Genomic DNA, 15,749 nt, shown 5'->3' on the forward strand with positions numbered 1-15,749 from the left:
ATGTCCACGGACCTCGACTACACCTTCGACAACGCCTCACCGCAGGCCGGAGCGCAGATGACCGCGCTGGAGTCCTTCCTGGACCCGGTGACGGCCCGCCGCCTCACCCCGCCGCTGGTCAAGCCCGGAGCGACCTGCTGGGAGGTGGGCGCCGGCGGCGGATCGATGGCGCGGCTGCTCGCCGGCGCGGTCGGCCCGGATGGCGTGGTGGTGGCCACCGACCTGAACCCGCAACACCTGAAGTCCGGGCCGAACCTGGTGGTCCGCCGGCACGACGTCCGCACCGACCCGCCGCCCGGCGGCCCGTTCGAGGTGATCCACGCCCGGTTGCTGCTGCTGCACCTGCCGGAGCGGGAGCGCGTACTGCGCAAGCTGGTCGGCACGCTGGCCCCCGGCGGCTGGCTGGTGGTGGAGGAGTTCGACTGCTCGACCCCGCTGCGGGTGCTGGCCGCACCCGACGACGAGGCGGCGAAGCTGTTCACGCTGGTGATGGAGACCATGCTGTCGGTGCTCCAGTCGCACGGCGCCTCGATGGACTGGGCGCAGGGGGTGCACACCGAGATGTGCCAGGCCGGCCTGGTGGACGTGGACACGGTGACCCACTCGGAGAGCTGGTCGGGCGGCTCCTCGGGGCTTTCGCTGCACGAGACCAACTGCCGGCAGTTGGAACCCGAGCTGCTGGCGGCCGGACTGAGCGCAGGGCAGTTGCGGGCGTTCCGCGAGCTGACCCGCAATCCGGCCTTCGCCGCCATGTCGTACCAGTTCGTCTCGACCCGCGGACGGCGCCCCGAGACCGTGCACGGGGGGTGACCCTCGACCGACGTCAACCCGGTGCCGGTGTTGCCGCCTGTGCCGTCGCTGCCGGTGCCGGCCTGCCGGCCTGCTGGCCTGCCGGTGCTGGTGGTGCCGTGCCGGTGCTGGTGGTGCTGGTGGTGCTGGTGGTGCTGGTGGTGCCGTGCCGGTGCTGCCGGTGCTGCCGGTGCTGGTGGTGCCGTGCCGGTGCGGCCGTTGTCGCGCCTGTCGCCGGTGTCGGTGGCCGTCGGTATCGTGCGGCCATGGCGAACTGGGACGACGTCAGCCGGATCGTGGCCGAGTTGCCCGAGACGGCGGAGCTGACCGACCGCAACGGCCTGCTCTCCTGGCGGGTCCGGGCCAAGCCGCTGGCGTGGGAGCGGCCGTTGCGCCGGTCCGATCTGGCGGAGCTGGGGGCGGCGGCGCCGGACGGGCCGATCCTCGCGGCCCGGGTGCCCGATCTGGGTGCCCGGGCCGCGTTGCTCGCCGACCCGTCGGGGGTCTACTTCATCACCTCGCACTTCGCGGACTACCCCGCGATCCTGGTGAAGCTGCCCGAGATCGCCGTCGCCGAGCTGCGTGAACTGCTGGTGGAGGCGTGGTTCGGCCAGGCGCCGAAGCGGCTGGCCGCCGCATACCGGGACCGGCTGGAGATAGGTCCGGGCATGTCAACAGAAGATTGACAGGGCGGTCCGGCCGGCGCATCCTGACCGACATGTCGACCCGCCCGCCCGGTGCCGCTTCCGAGCCCGATCCGCGCCGTGCCGCGCGCCAGCCCGACTCGTCCCGTACGACCCGTGCGCCTGGGTTGCGTCGTGCGGCGCCCGAGGCCGATCCGCGCCGCGCGGCACCGGAGTCCGGGCCGGCGGGGCTGTCCGGGTCGTCCGGGCCGCCGGAGCCGTTGCAGTCGTCCGGGCCGCCGGAGCCGTTGCAGTCGTCCGGGCCGGCGGAGCCGTTGCGGTCGTCCGGGCCGGCGGAGCCGTTGCGGTCGTCCGGGCCGGCGGAGCCGTTGCGGTCGTCCGGGCCGGCGGAGCCGTTGCGGTCGTCGGGGTCCTCCGGGTCGTCGGGGTCGCCGTTGCAGTCGTCGGGGTCGTCCGGGCCGGCGGGGTTGTCAGGGCAGGCGGGGTCGTCCGGGCCGGCGGAGTCGCCGTTGCAGTCGTCGGGGCTCTCGGGGTTGTCGGGGCCGGAGGCGCTGCGCCGGCACCAGGAACTGCTGGCCGCCGTCGCGGCCGGGGCATCGGCGGAACCCGCCCTCGCCGGCCTGGCGCTGCTGGCCGACCTGCGCGGCCATCTGGACCGGATGGAACGGCTGCTGATCGAGGCGGCCCGGGAGGACGGTGCGAGTTGGTCGGCGGTCGCGGCGGCCTGCGGGCTGTCGTCCCGCCAGGCCGCCGAGCAGCGCTGGCTACGGCTCTCGGCCGAGCCTCGCGCCGAACGAGCCCGTCAACGAGAAATTGACAAGACGTACGGCGGCTCCGCCGCGGCGCTGCGGACGGCCGTGACCGCGCTGCACCGCTCGTTGCACGCCGATCCGGACTGGACGGAGCGGCACCCCGCCGCCCGGCTGGCCCGGGAAACCCTCACCTCGTCGACCGTGGCGGAGCCTGGAGCCCGCTATGACCTCGCGCGAAGCGCCGTCGCCGATCTCGCCGAGATTCCGCCGGGACAACTGCCGTCGCCGGTGGCCGCGGCGCTGGTCCGACTCCGGGCCGCGCTGCGGGCGGTGCTGGGTCCGGCCAGCCGTCGGAAAGAGTGAGTCGGCCAGACTCAACTATGCCTTGACGCCCTTCGGGATGCCGCGCAGGATGTGAGTCCCTACGACTCAATCTGGTGAGGGAACGTCTTGGTGTCTCGCCTGGTCGCCATCGGCCGCGACCGCAACGCCGTGCTGTTCATCGCGATCTCGTTCGCCTGGGGCTTCGGCGCCAGCCTGATGATGCTGGTGGCCGGCATCTGGGTGCTGTCGCTGTCCGGCTCCAGCAGCCTCGGTGCGCTGGTGGGCACCTGCCTCTACCTGCCCGTCGCGCTCGGGCCGATTATCGGTGGGCTGGTGGACCGGCTGCCCCGGCGGCCGTTGATGGTCTGGACCTGCCTGCTCACCGCCGCCATGATCGCGTCTCTGCTGGCCGTCCGGTCCGCCGCCGAGATCTGGCTGATCTTCGTAGTGATGCTCGGCTACGGGGTCAGCTTCGTGCTGCTCGGAGCCGGGGAGTCGGCGCTGCTGCCGGCGGTCCTGCCGGCCGGCCTGCTCGGCGAGGTGAACGGGCTGCGGACCAGCGCACAGGAGGGCATGAAACTGGTGGCGCCGGCCATCGGTGCGGGGCTGTTCACCTGGCGCGGAGGCCATCCGGTCGTGCTGCTCGCGATCGTGGCCCTGACGGTCACCGCGGTCCTGTACGCCGCGATCCGGATCCGCCCCGCCGCCCCCGGGCTGTCTGGTCCCGGGTCGTCTGGTCCCGGGCTGTCTGGTCCCGGGTCGTCTGGTCCCGGGTCGTCTGGTCCCGGGTCGTCTGGCTTCCGGGCGCGCGGCGCCGGGCCGACGGCGAGCGGACCGGCTGGTGCTGGACTGACGGCCAGTGGGCCGTGTGGTGCGGGGCCGTCTGATGCCGGGCCGACGGCCGGTGGGCGGTGCGGCTCCGGGTCGACCGGCACCCATCCCGGTCCCGGCCGTCCCGCCGGTCGGCGCGAGCGCGGCAGCCGGCGCGAGTACGGCGGCCTGCGGTTCCTGCTGGGCACGCCGGCGCTGCGCCGCGTCGTACTGGCGGCCGCGGCCTGCATCGCGATGTCCGGCATCACGACGGCGGCGCTGTACGCCGCGGTCGTCACCGGCCTACACCGGTCGCCGAGCTTCATCGGCGTGCTCGCCTCCGCCCAGGGACTCGGTTCGATCGTTGGCGGCCTGCTGGCCGGACGGCTGCTGGCGGCCCGCGGCGAGCTCCGGACCGCGGGCGTCGGCGCCCTGGCGTACGCGGCGGGCGTCGCGGCCTGGCTGCTGCCGTGGTGGCCCGGCCTGGTGCTGGGCAGCGTGCTGGTCGGAATCGGCCTGCCCGGCACACTGGTGGCGGCGATGACCGCGGTGCAACGAGGTACCCCGCAGCGACTGCTCGGCCGGGTCTCGGCCAGCGCCGGAACCGTCCTGTTCGCCCCGGTCGCGCTGGCCAACCCGATCGGTGCTGTGCTCGTGCTGCCGGACCGCCGGCTGCCGCTGCTCGTCGTCGCCGCAGGTGCGTTGCTGACCGCCACCGTCGCGCTGTCTGGTCGTCGCACGCCCCGCCGGCCTGTTGAGCGCGTCCCGGCCTGTTGATCGCGGCGCGGTCTGCCGATCGTGGCACGGTCTGTTGATCGTGGCACGGTCTGTTGATCGTGGCGGGGCCGGTTGGCCAGATCCTCGTGTTGATTTCCCGCCCCGGTCCGTTGCCTCTGGATCCTGTTGGTCAAGGCGTTCGCGGGCCGGAGAGCGCTTATTCAGCAAATAAGCTCCCCGATCGGGTACATGGGTGGGGAAGATGGTACGAATGGCGGCACGGTGACTGGACCGCGTGCCGATGTCGGACCTTCGCCGGACCTCCGGAGACAGCATTACTGCTGACCGCGCGATGCTCCTGAAAACCGTACTCGGCCGGATGGAGCAACGTGACCTGATCGGCTATGGCGGCGGCTTGTGTGGTACGAGGGCACCGAAGCCGGGCGGTCCGTCGCTGCTCGGGCTCGGGAGCGTCGTGCGCTGTTGGCGCCGGATGCACGTGTGCCCGCACCGGCCTCGGAAATGTGTGTAGTCCGGTCGGCGGTGAGATGTGTCGGCCCGGCTCACGGCGTATAGACGTCATCTGAAAAATTGTTCTGCTCTTCGGGTGAGCGTTGTGGTCCGAGGTCTGACAGAATCAACGTGTGGGGCAGTTGGAATTGTTTAGCAGGTCGGATCTGGCCGTCATGCGGGATCCGACTCGGTCACGTCGCTATTCTCCCGCAGCAATCCAATTCCGTCAGGAGCATGAACGGCACCGCGCCTGGGGGCTGAGGCAACGACACGCCCAGCGGCTGCGCCGTATACGCGCTCAGGCTTCCGCCGCCGCCGTCACCGCCACCATGACTGAGTCGCGGGTCGCGCTGGTCACCGGTGCCTCTTCCACCGCCACCGCCCAGCGACCCGGCTCCGGCTCTGCGTGGACGCCACGGAGGACGCCGACGCCGCCAGCGAAGCCGGAGGCGCCGGCACAGTCACCGAGCCGCGTCACGCCGCTGCCCGTGTCGACGTCGCCTCGGCCGGCGCTTCCGATCCCACCGGCACGGTCGGCCCCGTCGGTACCGTCGGTCCCACCGCGACGGTCGGCCCCGTCCGCGCCGCCGTCGCCATCAATCGCGGCATCTACGCAGGCCTTGGTCCCGTGCCCGGCCGATGCGCGGGCCGAACCTCCTCCAAGCGGGACCGCCGCCGGCCTCCGGGCCAGCGTGCGCGCCACCGCGGCAGCCAGACCGGACGAGCCGGCCGCGCCCTCAGCCCCGAGACGTCCCCGGCCAATCTCGGCCCCGAGGCGTCCCCGGCCGCTGGGGCCGACCCAACAACGACAGCATCCTCACCCGATTCGATGGGACGCCGCAGTCGACCGCGCGGTGGGCTCCGCCGCCGGGGTTCCGGCGAGAGGCCGGTCGGGTGCCACCAATCGCGGTGCGCGGACGCGGTGGTGCGCAGGAACGCGTGGTGCAGAGGCTTCCGCGGCGCAGGCATACCCGTGTGGCGCCGCTCCGCGCTTGGCCAACGGTCCTCCGGCCAACGGTCCTCCGGCCAACGGTCCTTCGGCCAACGGTCCTTCGGCCAACGGTCCTCCGAGCCCGGCCCCGGCCCCCGCATCAGACGGCCGACCCACGGCGCCCGAGCGCCGCCTCAGCGTCGGACGGCGCCCGGCTCGCGCCCATCCCGTTGGGGCAAATTCCCGCGGACTACTTCCTTTTCCTCTCACCGAAGTGATCAGACATGCGGCGCCCGAACCGGTCCGCCGCCGGCAGGGGCGGCAGGGTTGGCCGCCGGGGTCGGAGGCCGGGTCGGAGGCCGGGTTCGGCGGCCGGGCGAAGGCCCTGAGTCGATCGGTGTGGTGGCGGTGGCGGTGGCGAGTCGGGACCGGGACCGGGACCGGGGACGGGGACGGACCGGGGTGGCGTTGCGGTGGCGCGGTGAGGCGAGGTGGGGTGCGGCTGGAGTGGCTGGGGCGTGGCGATGAGGGCGGATTGTCGGGTTTCCGATCGGGCGCTGGGTCGGGCGGACCGGTTGCCTACCCTCGGTCATGTGCTCGACACGCTTCGGCAGGACTTCCGCGCCAACCCGCGTGATCCGCTGGTCCGGCTGGTGCTCACCGTGTTCCGCTTCGGACAGTGGACGGCCGCCCGGTCGACCGTGCCCCGCCGGCTGTGCGGCCCGGTCTACCGGCTGCTGAACCTGGTGGTGCTCCGGCTCGGCGTGAACAGCGACCTGCCCCGGGAGCTGACCTGCGGCCCGGGTCTGCGGCTGTTCCACCCGTACGGGCTGGTGCTGCACCGCGACGCCCGGCTGGGGGCCGGCGTCCGGCTCTACCACCATGTCACGATCGGCCGCCGGGACTTCTCCGGCGAACCGGTCGTGGGCGACGGTGTCCTGGTGGGCGCAGGTGCCACGATTCTCGGGCCGGTCCGGATCGGCAGCAACGCCAGGATCGCCGCGGGGGCCACCGTGCTGGACGACGTACCGCCGGGTGGCCTCGCGCTGGGACCCCGGGCGGTCGTCCTGGACCCGGCCGCGGCGCCGCCCGAACCGGCCGCCGGCATGGTCCTCCCGCCGGCATGATGCACGCCCGCCGGCATGATGTCCGTCCGCCGCCGGCATGAGGCACGCCCGCCGGCATGGTGTCCGTCCGCCCGCATGATCCGCCCGCCGGCGTGATGCACGCCCGCCCGCATGATCCGCCCGCCGGCGTGATGCGCGTCCGCCGGCACGATGTGCCAGCCGGCGTGATCAGGACGGTGCCACCGGCAGGTCGATGAGCTCGGCCGGGTCGCGGCGCGGCGTCGGCCAACCCGGTTGGCCGTACCCGATCCGCAGCACCATCTGCGGCGTGCCGGAGCGGCCCAGCGCCAGCCGCAGCTGTTCCCGGGCACCGGGCACCTCGATCGGCTGCGACAGCAGCGAGGCGGCCAGCCCGGAGTCGGTGACGGTGAGCAGCACGCGCTGCAACGCCTCACCCGCCGCGATCTGGTCGCCGGCGGTGTCGCCCGTGGAGCCCAGGACCGCGACCAGCGGCTCCGGTTCGAAGTCCCGACCCGGCGCCCGGGGCCGGCCGCCGAACGCCCGCTGCGGCAGCAGATCCTGCGGTTCGCCGGTCGGGCCGCCGGAGCCCACCGGTACGCCGTCCGGGGACCGCTCCCGCCGGATCCAGGTTGCCAGCTCGGCGCGGTACGCCGGATCACGGTCCAGGACCCGGTCGGCGGAGCGCGCGATCGCGGCGACGGCGTTGACCGGGCCGGCCCCTACGACCAGGTCGAGCCAGGCGCCCTCGTCCCGGGCTGCCTCCAGCAGCCGCCAGCGGGCATCGGTCGGCACCGGATCGGGCCAGAACGGCGCCCGGTTGCTGTACCGCCGGGGCACGGCCGCGAACAGCGCCCGCTCCCGCGGCGTCGCCAGGCGGGGCTGGTCCGGGGCCAACCGGGCCACCAGGTCGGGTTCCCTCGGGTCCGGGCGCCGCGTCACCCGGGCCGGCACCCCGGCGACGGCGAGCGCCAACCGCAGGTTGAACACGGCCGCGCCGCCGGCGATCCGGGCCGCCCAGCCGGTCGGATCGGTGGCCGGCAGCCGACGCGCCGGGTCGAGGCGTACCTCGATGGTGCCGTCGCGCAGCGCGAACCGCCACGGCTGGCTGTTGTGCAACGACGGCGCCCGGACCGCGGCCGCGACCGCCACCCGGAGCTGTTCCTCGGTGTAGCCGTCAACGGTCATCGTGCGCCTCCCTGGGGGTCCGACCGCCGGATCTCGATCACCTCACCCGCGGGTCGTCGGGGAATCGCCGACAGGTCGTCCGGGCTGCCCACGCCGAGCCGGACCGTCAGGTACGGCTCGCCGAGCCCGGCCAGCAGGTCCCGCATCAGCCGGCGCGGCCAGGCGCGTTCGATGGCGTCCGACAGCGGCGCGGCGGACAGCCCCTCCACGACCGCGCCGAGCAGCAGCGCGGAGAGTCCCTCGCCGGCCGCCAGCCAGCCTGCCCGGTCGTCGCCGGGGCCGAACAGCACCGTGTAGCTGGCGCCGCGGTCGAACCCGGCACCGACCGCGAGTCCCGGCTCGGCGCCCAGCGCGTGATCCCGGACCGGCACCCGCCGCGGCGCCTGCTGGACGGCCACCGCCGCCGGCACGCCGTCCCCGGCCCGCCGGGCCGGTGCGTCCAGGAGGTCAGCTCGGCGCGGTACGCCGGATCGGCCAGCTCGGCCGCTGCCGCCTGGGCGGTGACCACGGCCAGCATCGGCATCTGGTCGGGGCGTACCTGGTGCAGCCCGACCCCCTCGGCGGACACGGCCGCCGCGAGCCGCCGCATCGCGTCGGGCGGCACCGGGGTGTCGGCGAAGGCCCGGCGGTCGGTGCGGCGCCGCGGGATCGCGGCGGCCAGCGCCCGGTCGCGCTCCGTGGGCCGGTACGCGCCGATGATCCGGATCCGGGCCAGCAGTTCCGGATCGGCCGGCTCGGGGAACCGGGCCACCTCGGCCTGGTACCCGGCGGCGGCGAGGGCGACCCGGGCGTGGTGCAGCGCCGCCCCGCAGCTGATCATGAGCAGTCGCCGGTCCGGATCGGTCACCGGCAGCGCGCGGGCGAGGTCGGCGCGCAGCTCCAGCACGCCGTCGTCGGATCCGCCGGTCCGGTCGACCCGCCACCGCCAGGGCTGGGTGTTGAACACCGAGGGAGCGTGCAGCGCCTGTCGGGCGGCGTCGGAGAGCGGCCCGCCGGCCTCGGGCGTCCACCGTGTGCTGGTCCGGGCCATCGGATCCTCCTCGCATCGGTCGCCCTGTCCCACCACCATGCGTTCGGGTCGGCGCCGCCGGGCAGGGCCGTCGGGCCCTTCGGCCCGGGACCTTCGGCAGCGCCCCGACGGACCCGGGACCTTCGGCCCGTGTACGACCGGGCCGGATGGGGGTAGAAACGGGGGATGATCCGCGTGTTCCTGCTGGACGACCACGAGGTCGTCCGCCGTGGCCTGGCCGACCTCCTGCAGTCCAGCGGCGACATCGAGGTGGTGGGCGAGTCCGGTTCGGCCGTGGCCGCCGCCGCCCGGATTCCGGCGCTGCGGCCCGATGTCGCGATCCTGGACGCGCGGCTACCGGACGGCAACGGCATCGACGTGTGCCGGGACGTGCGGGCCGTCGACTCCAGCATCAAGGGCCTCATCCTCACCTCGTACGAGGACGACGAGGCGCTGTTCGCCGCGATCATGGCGGGCGCCGCCGGCTACGTGCTCAAGCAGATCCGCGGCACGGACCTCGTCGACGCCGTCCGGCGGGTGGCCGCCGGCCAGTCACTGCTGGATCCGGCCGTCACCCAGCGCGTGCTGGAGCGCATCCGCAGCGGCGTGGAGCAGCCCCGCGAACTCCAGTCGCTGACCGAGCAGGAACGGCGGATCCTGGAGTACGTCGCCGAGGGGCTGACCAACCGGGAGATCGCCGGCCGGATGTTCCTGGCCGAGAAGACGGTGAAGAACTACGTCTCCAGCGTGCTGGCCAAGCTGGGGCTGGAACGGCGCACCCAGGCCGCCGTGCTGGCCACCCGGCTGCTGCGCCAGCAGCACCACTGAGCGGACGCCGCGGGACCGGCCGTGCCGGCGGCCGGCTCAGGCGCCGGCGTCGAGCGGGACCGTCCAGCACACCTCGGTGCCCCGCGGCTCGGCCCTGGCGATCTCGAACGTCCCGCCGTGCTGGTGGGCGCGTTCGGCGAGGTTGACCAGACCGCTGCGGGCCGCCGCCGGATCCGTGCCGACGCCGTCGTCGCGGACCGTCACCGACACCCGCCCGTCGTGCACGGCCACCGCCACCTGGACGTGCCCGGCCTGTGCGTGCCGGACGGCGTTGGAGAGCGCCTCGCGGAGCACGGCCAGCAGGTCCGCGCGTAGCTCGTCGGGGATCGCGCTGTCCACCGGGCCGGTGAGGTCCAGCGCCGGGCGGTAGCCGAGCAGCGCCGCGGCCTCCTCCAGGGTCTCCCGGATCTCGGTACGCAGCGTCGCGCTCATCGGGGTACGCAGCTCGAAGATGGTCCGCCGGATGTCCCGGATGGTGGTGTCCAGGTCGTCCACCGCCGCGTTGATCCGCTTCGCGATGTCCGCCCGGCCGGCCAGCGGGGCCGCGCTCTGCAGTTGCAGCCCGGTGGCGAACAGCCGCTGGATCACCACGTCGTGCAGGTCCCGGGCGATCCGTTCACGGTCCTCCAGCACCACCAGCAGTTCGCGCTCCTCCTGCCCGCGGGCGCGTTCCAGGGCCAGCGCGGCCTGGCCGGCGAAGCTGGTGAGCAGCGCCAGGTCCTCGTCGGAGGGCGCGCCCCGGTCCGGCTCGGGTGCCAGCACGAGCACGCCGTGCAGGGTCTCGGCGGCGGTCAGCGGCACGACCACGGCCGGCCCGTCCAGCACCGGCACCGGCCAGTGCGCCGAGGTGGCGAGGTCGTCGAGCAGCAGGTGCCGGCGCGCCGAGACCGACTCGGTGAAGGTCGTGTCGGCGGCCGGCAGCACCGCGCCGAGCAGCCCTTCCGGGGCGCCGGTGGCCGACTCCACCACCTCGACCGTGAACCGCTCGGCATCCTCGTCGTAGAGCAGCACCAGCACGAGCCGGGCCTCGGCCACCTCGCGGGCGCGCCGGGCCACCAGGCTCAGTGCGTCGGTACGGCGTACCTCGCCCAGCAGCACCCCGGTGATCTCGGCGGCCGCGGCGAGGAACCGCTCCCGGCGGTGCGCCAGGGCGTAGAGCCGGGCGTTCTCGATCGCCACGCCGGCCGCGGCGGCCAGCGCCACCACGATCTCCTCGTCGTCCTCGGTGAACTCGACCGCGCCCTGCTTCTCGGCCAGGTAGAGGTTGCCGAAGACCTGGTCGCGGATGCGCACCGGCACGCCGAGGAAACTGTGCATCGGCGGGTGGTGCGCCGGAAAGCCGTACGAGCTGGGATGCCGGGTGATGTCCGGCATCCGCAGCGGTTTCGGATCCTCGATCAGCAGGCCGAGCACGCCGCGGCCGTGCGGCAGGTCGCCGATCTCGGCCTGTAGCTCCTCGTCGATCCCGTGCACGATGAAGTTGCGCAACTGGGTGCGGTCGGGGCCGATCACGCCGAGCGCGCCGTACCGGGCGCCGACCAGGTCGCACGCCGCGGCGACGATCCGGCGCAGCGTGGACCACACGTCCAGGTCGGTGGAGATGCCGACCACCGCGTCGAGCAGGGCGCGCAGCCGCTCGCGGCTGTTCACCACCTCGCCGACCCGGTCGAGCATCTCCTGCAGCAGTTCGTCGAGTTGGACCCGGGACAGTGGGCTCAGGCCCAGTGACGGGGCCGCGTGCTCCTCACCCGCATTGGTCTCGGCCGGCATGCGGTGATCGTATCGTCGGCTTCGCCGGGGGTGGGGGGCCGACCGTCACCCGGCGTCGCCGCGGACCGCCGAGGTGTCGATCACCTGGTCGAGGGGGAGCCGCGGGGTGTGTGGCGGCCCGGCGTGCTCCGGGCTGGCGATCCCGAGCCGGAGCACCAGGTAGGGGTAGCCCATTCCGGACAGCGCCCGGCGCAGGATCTCCCGGGTCGCGGTGACCTCGACCACCCAGCTCAGCGGCACCACGGAGATCCCCAGGCCGGTGGCGGTGAGCCAGGCCGCGGAGAGCGCCTCGCCGCCGGCCAGCCAGCTGGCCGGCTCGTCGTCGTCGCCGTACAGCAGGGCGTAGGTGGCGGCCCGGTCGTGGCCCGGCCCCATCGGCAGCGATCCGCTGCCGAAGTCGCGGCCGGGCACGGTGCTCTGGGCCGGCTCGTCGGGCAGCACCTCGGGCGGCAGCCCGGTGCCGGCCGGTACCGCCCGGCTGGTCCAGTACGCCAGTTCCTCGCGTACCTGCGGGTCGTCGGCCTCGGCCTCGGCGGCCCGGCCGGCGGTGGCGGCGACGTCCAGGATCTCGTCCGAGCCGAGGATCTGGAGGTGGGCGTACTCGTCGGCGGCCTTCCGGACGGCCTCGATCCCGGAGGCGGGCACAGGTTCGTCGCTGACCGGGCGCCGGTCGGTGTGCCGCACGCTCATCGACTGGACCAGCCGCATCGCCCCGTCGGTGGGTGCCTCGTGGCCGGTGGGGATCACCGTGGCCAGCAGGTCCGGCCGGTCCGGGTCGGGGAGGCGTTCGATGCGTACCTGCCAGCCCTCGGCCCGCAGCGCCAGCGCCGCGTGGTGCAGCCCGGTGCCGCAGCTGATCAGCAGCAGCCGCCCGCCCGGGTCGATCGCCGCGAGCTGCCGCTCCCGTACGGCGTGCAGCTCCAGCCGGTCCGGCAGCACCCGCCAGCGCCATGGCTGGGTGTTGTGCACGCTCGGCGCGTGGCCCGCCGCGGCGGCGGCCTGGGCGAGGGCGGTCGGTACGGTGCCGGCGGCTACCGGTGGGACCTCGGTCATCGGCGCGGGACCTCCTCGACTTCCTGTCGATTCTCGTACGGGCCGGGCGACTGCGGCCGGCGCGTCCTGTCGGGGCCGGCCCGTCCCGCCCCGTCCGCCTTAACCTAGTCCGTCCCGCACCCGCGCCGCCCGCACACCCACTCACACCCCACCTGGCTCGATCAATGCGGGCTTGTTGGGCCATTCGGGCTCCGCGCCGGGCGGCCGTTGCGACGATCGAGGACATGAAGGCGTTGGTGTACGAGGGCCCGGGTCGCCGGTCGTGGACCGACGTGCCGGATCCGGGTGTGCACGATCCCACCGACGCGCTGCTGCGGATCGACACGGTCACCATCTGCGGCACCGACCTGCACATCCTCGGCGGCGACGTACCGGAGGTGGACCCCGGCCGGGTCCTCGGGCACGAGGCCGTCGGGACCGTGCTGGAGGTCGGTCCGGCGGTGGGCAGCGTGCGCCCGGGTGACCGGGTGCTCGCCTCGTGCATCTCGGCCTGCGGCCGGTGCCGCTACTGCCGGCAGACCCGGTACGGCCACTGTCTCGCCGGCGGCGGCTGGCTGCTGGGTCACTCGGTCGACGGGGTGCAGGCCGAACTGGCCCGGATCCCGTTCGCCGACCTGTCGCTGTACCGCCTGCCGGAGAGCGTGCGGAACGAGGACGCGGTGCTGCTGGCCGACATCCTGCCCACCTCGTACGAGGTGGGGGCGCGCAACGGGCAGGTGGCCCCCGGGGACACCGTGGTGATCGTCGGCGCCGGCCCGATCGGGCTGGCCGCCATCCGTGCCGTCCGGCTGTTCTCCCCGCTGCGGGTCGTGGTGGTGGAGCCGGCCGAGCCGCGCCGGCAGGCGGCGCAGCGCTTCGGCGCGGACCTCGTGCTGGCGCCCGGGGACGGGCTGCGGGACCGCGTGCACGAACTCACCGACGGCCTCGGCGCGCACGTGGTGCTGGAGGCGGTGGGCCGGGCGGCGACCTTCGAGCTGTGCGCGGAACTGGTCCGGCCGGGTGGCCGGCTGGCCAGCATCGGGGTGTACGGCGAGCCGGCCATGCTGCACCTGGAGCGGCTCTGGGGGCCGATCTCACCGTCACCACCGGGCTGGTCGACACGTACTCCATCCCGACCCTGCTGGCCCTGGTGGCGACCGGCCGGCTGGACCTGGCCGGCCTGATCACCCACCGGTTCGCCCTGGGCGACATCATGGCCGGGTACGACGTGTTCGCCGACGCGGCCACCAGCGGCGCGCTCAAGGTCGCGCTGAACCGGGCGTGAGCACCGGCGACGCAGCCCAGCGGGGGAGCACCGACCGGCCCGGCGACGGCGGGCCGGCCGGCCGCGGCGACGGGTCCGCCGGCAGGAACTGGCGGCGGTGGGAGTGGACGCCGCTGATCGCGCTGGTCGCCGTGGTGGCCGCCGGGGCGCTGCTGTGGCTGCTCGGGCGGCGGACGACCGCGAACTGGGTCTGGGCGGCGGCCACCGCCGGCACGTTGGCACCCACCGCGTACCTGGTGCTGCGGGCGCTGCTGCGCCGCGAGTTCGGGGTGGACGTCATCGCTGCGCTAGCCCTGGCCGGGGCGCTGGTGGTGCAGGAGTACCTGGCCGGCGCGGTGATCGCGCTGATGCTGGCCACCGGGCGGACCCTGGAGGCGTACGCCGAACGGCGCGCCACCCGGGACCTGCACTCGCTGCTGTCCCGGGCGCCCCGGACCGCCCGGCGGCGGTCCGGCGACGGCCACGGCGCCGGCGACGGCCACGGCGCCAGCGGCGGCCACGGCGGCGGCCACGGCGGCGGCGGCGACCACGGCGCCGGCGAGGTGGTCGTGGTGGACCTCGCCGAGGTGCGGCCGGGGGATCGGCTGCTGGTCGGGCCGGGCGACGTGGTGCCGGTGGACGGCGACCTGGAGGATCCGGCGACTTTGGACGAGGCCGTGGTGACCGGCGAGTCGCGGCCGGTGGACCGCGGCCCCGGCGACCGGGTGGCCAGCGGGGTGCTCAACGCGGGCGCCGCGTTCGGGCTGCGGGCCGCCACCACCGCCGAGCGCAGCACGTACGCCGGGATCGTCCGGCTGGCGCAGGAGGCCACCCGGCGCAAGGCCCCGATGGTCCGGCTGGCCGACCGGTACGCGGCGGCGTTCGTGCCGTTCACGCTGGTGCTGGCCGGGGCGGCGTGGGCGGCCTCGGGCGAGTTCCTGCGCGCCGTCGCCGTGCTGGTGGTGGCCACGCCCTGCCCGCTGCTGCTGGCCACGCCGATCGCGATCGTCAGCGGGCTGTCCCGGGCGGCCCGCCGGGGGTGCTGATCCGCGACGGCGGGTCGCTGGAGGTGCTCGGCCGGGCCCGGACGCTGCTGGTGGACAAGACCGGCACGCTGACCACCGGCCGGCCGCGGATGTCGGACACGGTCACCGCGCCCGGCCGCGACCCGGACGAGGTGCTCCGGCTGGCCGCCTCGGTGGAGCAGCTGTCCACGCACGTGCTGGCCGCGGCCGTGGTCCGGGAGGCGCGCGAGCGGGGGCTGCCGCTCGTCGTGCCGGCCGACGTGACCGAGGAACCGGGGCACGGCGTGGGCGGCCGGGTGGACGGCCGGAGGGTACGGGTGGGGCAGCTCACCGGCGCGCCCCCGGAGTGGGCGGCCGGGCACCGCCGGGTCGCCGAGGAGCAGGGGTCCTCGCTGGTCTGGGTGAGTCTGGACGGCGGACCGGCGGGCGCGCTGCTGCTGTCCGATCCGGTCCGCTCCGACGCGGCCGGGACGACCCGGCGGCTGCGCCGGGCCGGGTTCTCCCGGCTGGTGATGGTGACCGGGGACCGCCCCGGGGTGGCCGAGCGGGTGGCTCGCGAGGTGGGTGTGGACGATGTGGTGGCGCACTGCTCGCCGGCCGAGAAGGTGGCGCGGGTCCGTGCCGAGGCGGACCGGTCGGTGACGGTGATGGTGGGGGACGGCGTGAACGACGCCCCGGCGCTGGCCGCGGCGCACGTCGGGGTGGCCATGGGCGCCACCGGCGCCACCGCCTCGGCGGACGTGGCCGACGCGGTGCTCACGGTGGACCGGCTGGACCGGCTCGCCGACGCCGTGGAGATCGCCCGGTACGCCCGGCGGATCGCCGTGCAGAGCGCGCTGGTCGGGATGGGGCTGGCGGTGCTGGCCATGATCGCGGCGGCGGCCGGCCGGCTGCCACCGGTGGCCGGGGCGTTCCTTCAGGAGGGGATCGACGTCGTGGTGATCCTCAATGCGCTGCGTGCCCTGCGCGCCGGGGTCGGCGGGCCGCCGCGGCGGTGACGCCCCGGCGGCTGCGACCGGTCCGCCGGGCGGCGGTCGACCGGTCCGGCGGGCGGCGGGCGGCGGTCGA

General features: G+C 74.9%; 13 protein-coding genes and 1 pseudogene. 9 read left to right on the forward strand and 5 right to left on the reverse strand.

Annotation, left to right across the window (positions count from 1 at the left end; translation table 11 throughout):
- The 5 genes from CIK06_RS09645 (at position 1) to CIK06_RS09670 (ending at position 6,607) form a co-directional block, all read left to right on the forward strand.
- Positions 1-810, forward strand: coding sequence for a trans-aconitate 2-methyltransferase (locus CIK06_RS09645; protein ID WP_095564545.1), 810 nt, complete (start codon positions 1-3; stop codon positions 808-810).
- Between the two features lie 245 nt (positions 811-1,055).
- Positions 1,056-1,475 (forward strand): MmcQ/YjbR family DNA-binding protein, encoded by a 420-nt coding sequence (locus CIK06_RS09650; protein ID WP_095567693.1) that lies wholly within the window; start codon positions 1,056-1,058, stop codon positions 1,473-1,475.
- Positions 1,476-1,942: 467 nt separating this feature from the next.
- Positions 1,943-2,548 carry a hypothetical protein gene (locus CIK06_RS09655; RefSeq protein WP_157756687.1) on the forward strand — a complete coding sequence of 202 codons (606 nt, stop codon included), beginning with the start codon at positions 1,943-1,945 and terminating at the stop codon, positions 2,546-2,548.
- Positions 2,549-2,638: 90 nt separating this feature from the next.
- On the forward strand, positions 2,639-4,096 hold the full coding sequence (locus tag CIK06_RS09660) for an MFS transporter (RefSeq protein ID WP_157756688.1): 1,458 nt from the start codon (positions 2,639-2,641) through the stop codon (positions 4,094-4,096).
- A gap of 1,977 nt (positions 4,097-6,073) precedes the next feature.
- Entirely contained in the window at positions 6,074-6,607 is a 534-nt protein-coding gene (locus CIK06_RS09670; RefSeq protein WP_157756689.1) for a serine acetyltransferase, read from the forward strand.
- A gap of 168 nt (positions 6,608-6,775) precedes the next feature.
- Here the strand turns inward: CIK06_RS09670 and CIK06_RS09675 are convergent, their stop codons facing one another.
- The 3 genes from CIK06_RS09675 to CIK06_RS09680 are packed head-to-tail and all read right to left on the reverse strand — an operon-like array spanning position 6,776 to position 8,783.
- The gene (locus tag CIK06_RS09675; protein ID WP_095564550.1) at positions 6,776-7,753 is read right to left on the reverse strand and encodes a nitroreductase; all 978 of its coding nucleotides are present in this window, start codon (positions 7,751-7,753) and stop codon (positions 6,776-6,778) included.
- The gene (locus CIK06_RS30815) at positions 7,750-7,962 is read right to left on the reverse strand and encodes a hypothetical protein (protein ID WP_232534111.1); all 213 of its coding nucleotides are present in this window, start codon (positions 7,960-7,962) and stop codon (positions 7,750-7,752) included. The genes CIK06_RS09675 and CIK06_RS30815 overlap by 4 nt, the downstream gene beginning before the upstream one ends.
- Positions 7,899-8,783, reverse strand: a complete 885-nt coding sequence (locus CIK06_RS09680) for a hypothetical protein (RefSeq protein ID WP_232534112.1) — start codon at positions 8,781-8,783, stop codon at positions 7,899-7,901. The genes CIK06_RS30815 and CIK06_RS09680 overlap by 64 nt, the downstream gene beginning before the upstream one ends.
- A gap of 165 nt (positions 8,784-8,948) precedes the next feature.
- Here CIK06_RS09680 and CIK06_RS09685 point away from each other — a divergent pair, with 165 nt between their 5' ends.
- Positions 8,949-9,590 carry a response regulator transcription factor gene (locus tag CIK06_RS09685; protein WP_095564551.1) on the forward strand — a complete coding sequence of 214 codons (642 nt, stop codon included), beginning with the start codon at positions 8,949-8,951 and terminating at the stop codon, positions 9,588-9,590.
- Positions 9,591-9,626: 36 nt separating this feature from the next.
- Here the strand turns inward: CIK06_RS09685 and CIK06_RS09690 are convergent, their stop codons facing one another.
- Together CIK06_RS09690 and CIK06_RS09695 are read right to left on the reverse strand one after the other, a co-directional pair.
- Positions 9,627-11,360, reverse strand: coding sequence for a GAF domain-containing sensor histidine kinase (locus CIK06_RS09690; RefSeq protein ID WP_095564552.1), 1,734 nt, complete (start codon positions 11,358-11,360; stop codon positions 9,627-9,629).
- A 45-nt stretch (positions 11,361-11,405) separates the two neighbouring features.
- Positions 11,406-12,413 (reverse strand): nitroreductase, encoded by a 1,008-nt coding sequence (locus CIK06_RS09695; RefSeq protein ID WP_095564553.1) that lies wholly within the window; start codon positions 12,411-12,413, stop codon positions 11,406-11,408.
- 224 nt (positions 12,414-12,637) lie between these two features.
- Here CIK06_RS09695 and CIK06_RS09700 point away from each other — a divergent pair, with 224 nt between their 5' ends.
- The 3 genes and pseudogenes from CIK06_RS09700 to CIK06_RS09705 all read left to right on the forward strand — a co-directional run bounded on the left by CIK06_RS09700 (position 12,638) and on the right by CIK06_RS09705 (position 15,679).
- A complete protein-coding gene (locus tag CIK06_RS09700) occupies positions 12,638-13,576 on the forward strand; it encodes an alcohol dehydrogenase catalytic domain-containing protein (protein WP_232534113.1) in 939 nt (312 codons plus the stop codon).
- The gene (locus CIK06_RS31850) at positions 13,543-13,677 is read left to right on the forward strand and encodes a hypothetical protein (RefSeq protein ID WP_255408559.1); all 135 of its coding nucleotides are present in this window, start codon (positions 13,543-13,545) and stop codon (positions 13,675-13,677) included. Before CIK06_RS09700 ends, CIK06_RS31850 begins: the two co-directional genes overlap by 34 nt.
- Positions 13,674-15,679, forward strand: a pseudogene (locus CIK06_RS09705) (heavy metal translocating P-type ATPase). Before CIK06_RS31850 ends, CIK06_RS09705 begins: the two are co-directional and overlap by 4 nt.
- Positions 15,680-15,749: the final 70 nt, after the last annotated feature.

Source organism: Plantactinospora sp. KBS50, assembly GCF_002285795.1.
Taxonomy (GTDB): domain Bacteria; phylum Actinomycetota; class Actinomycetes; order Mycobacteriales; family Micromonosporaceae; genus KBS50.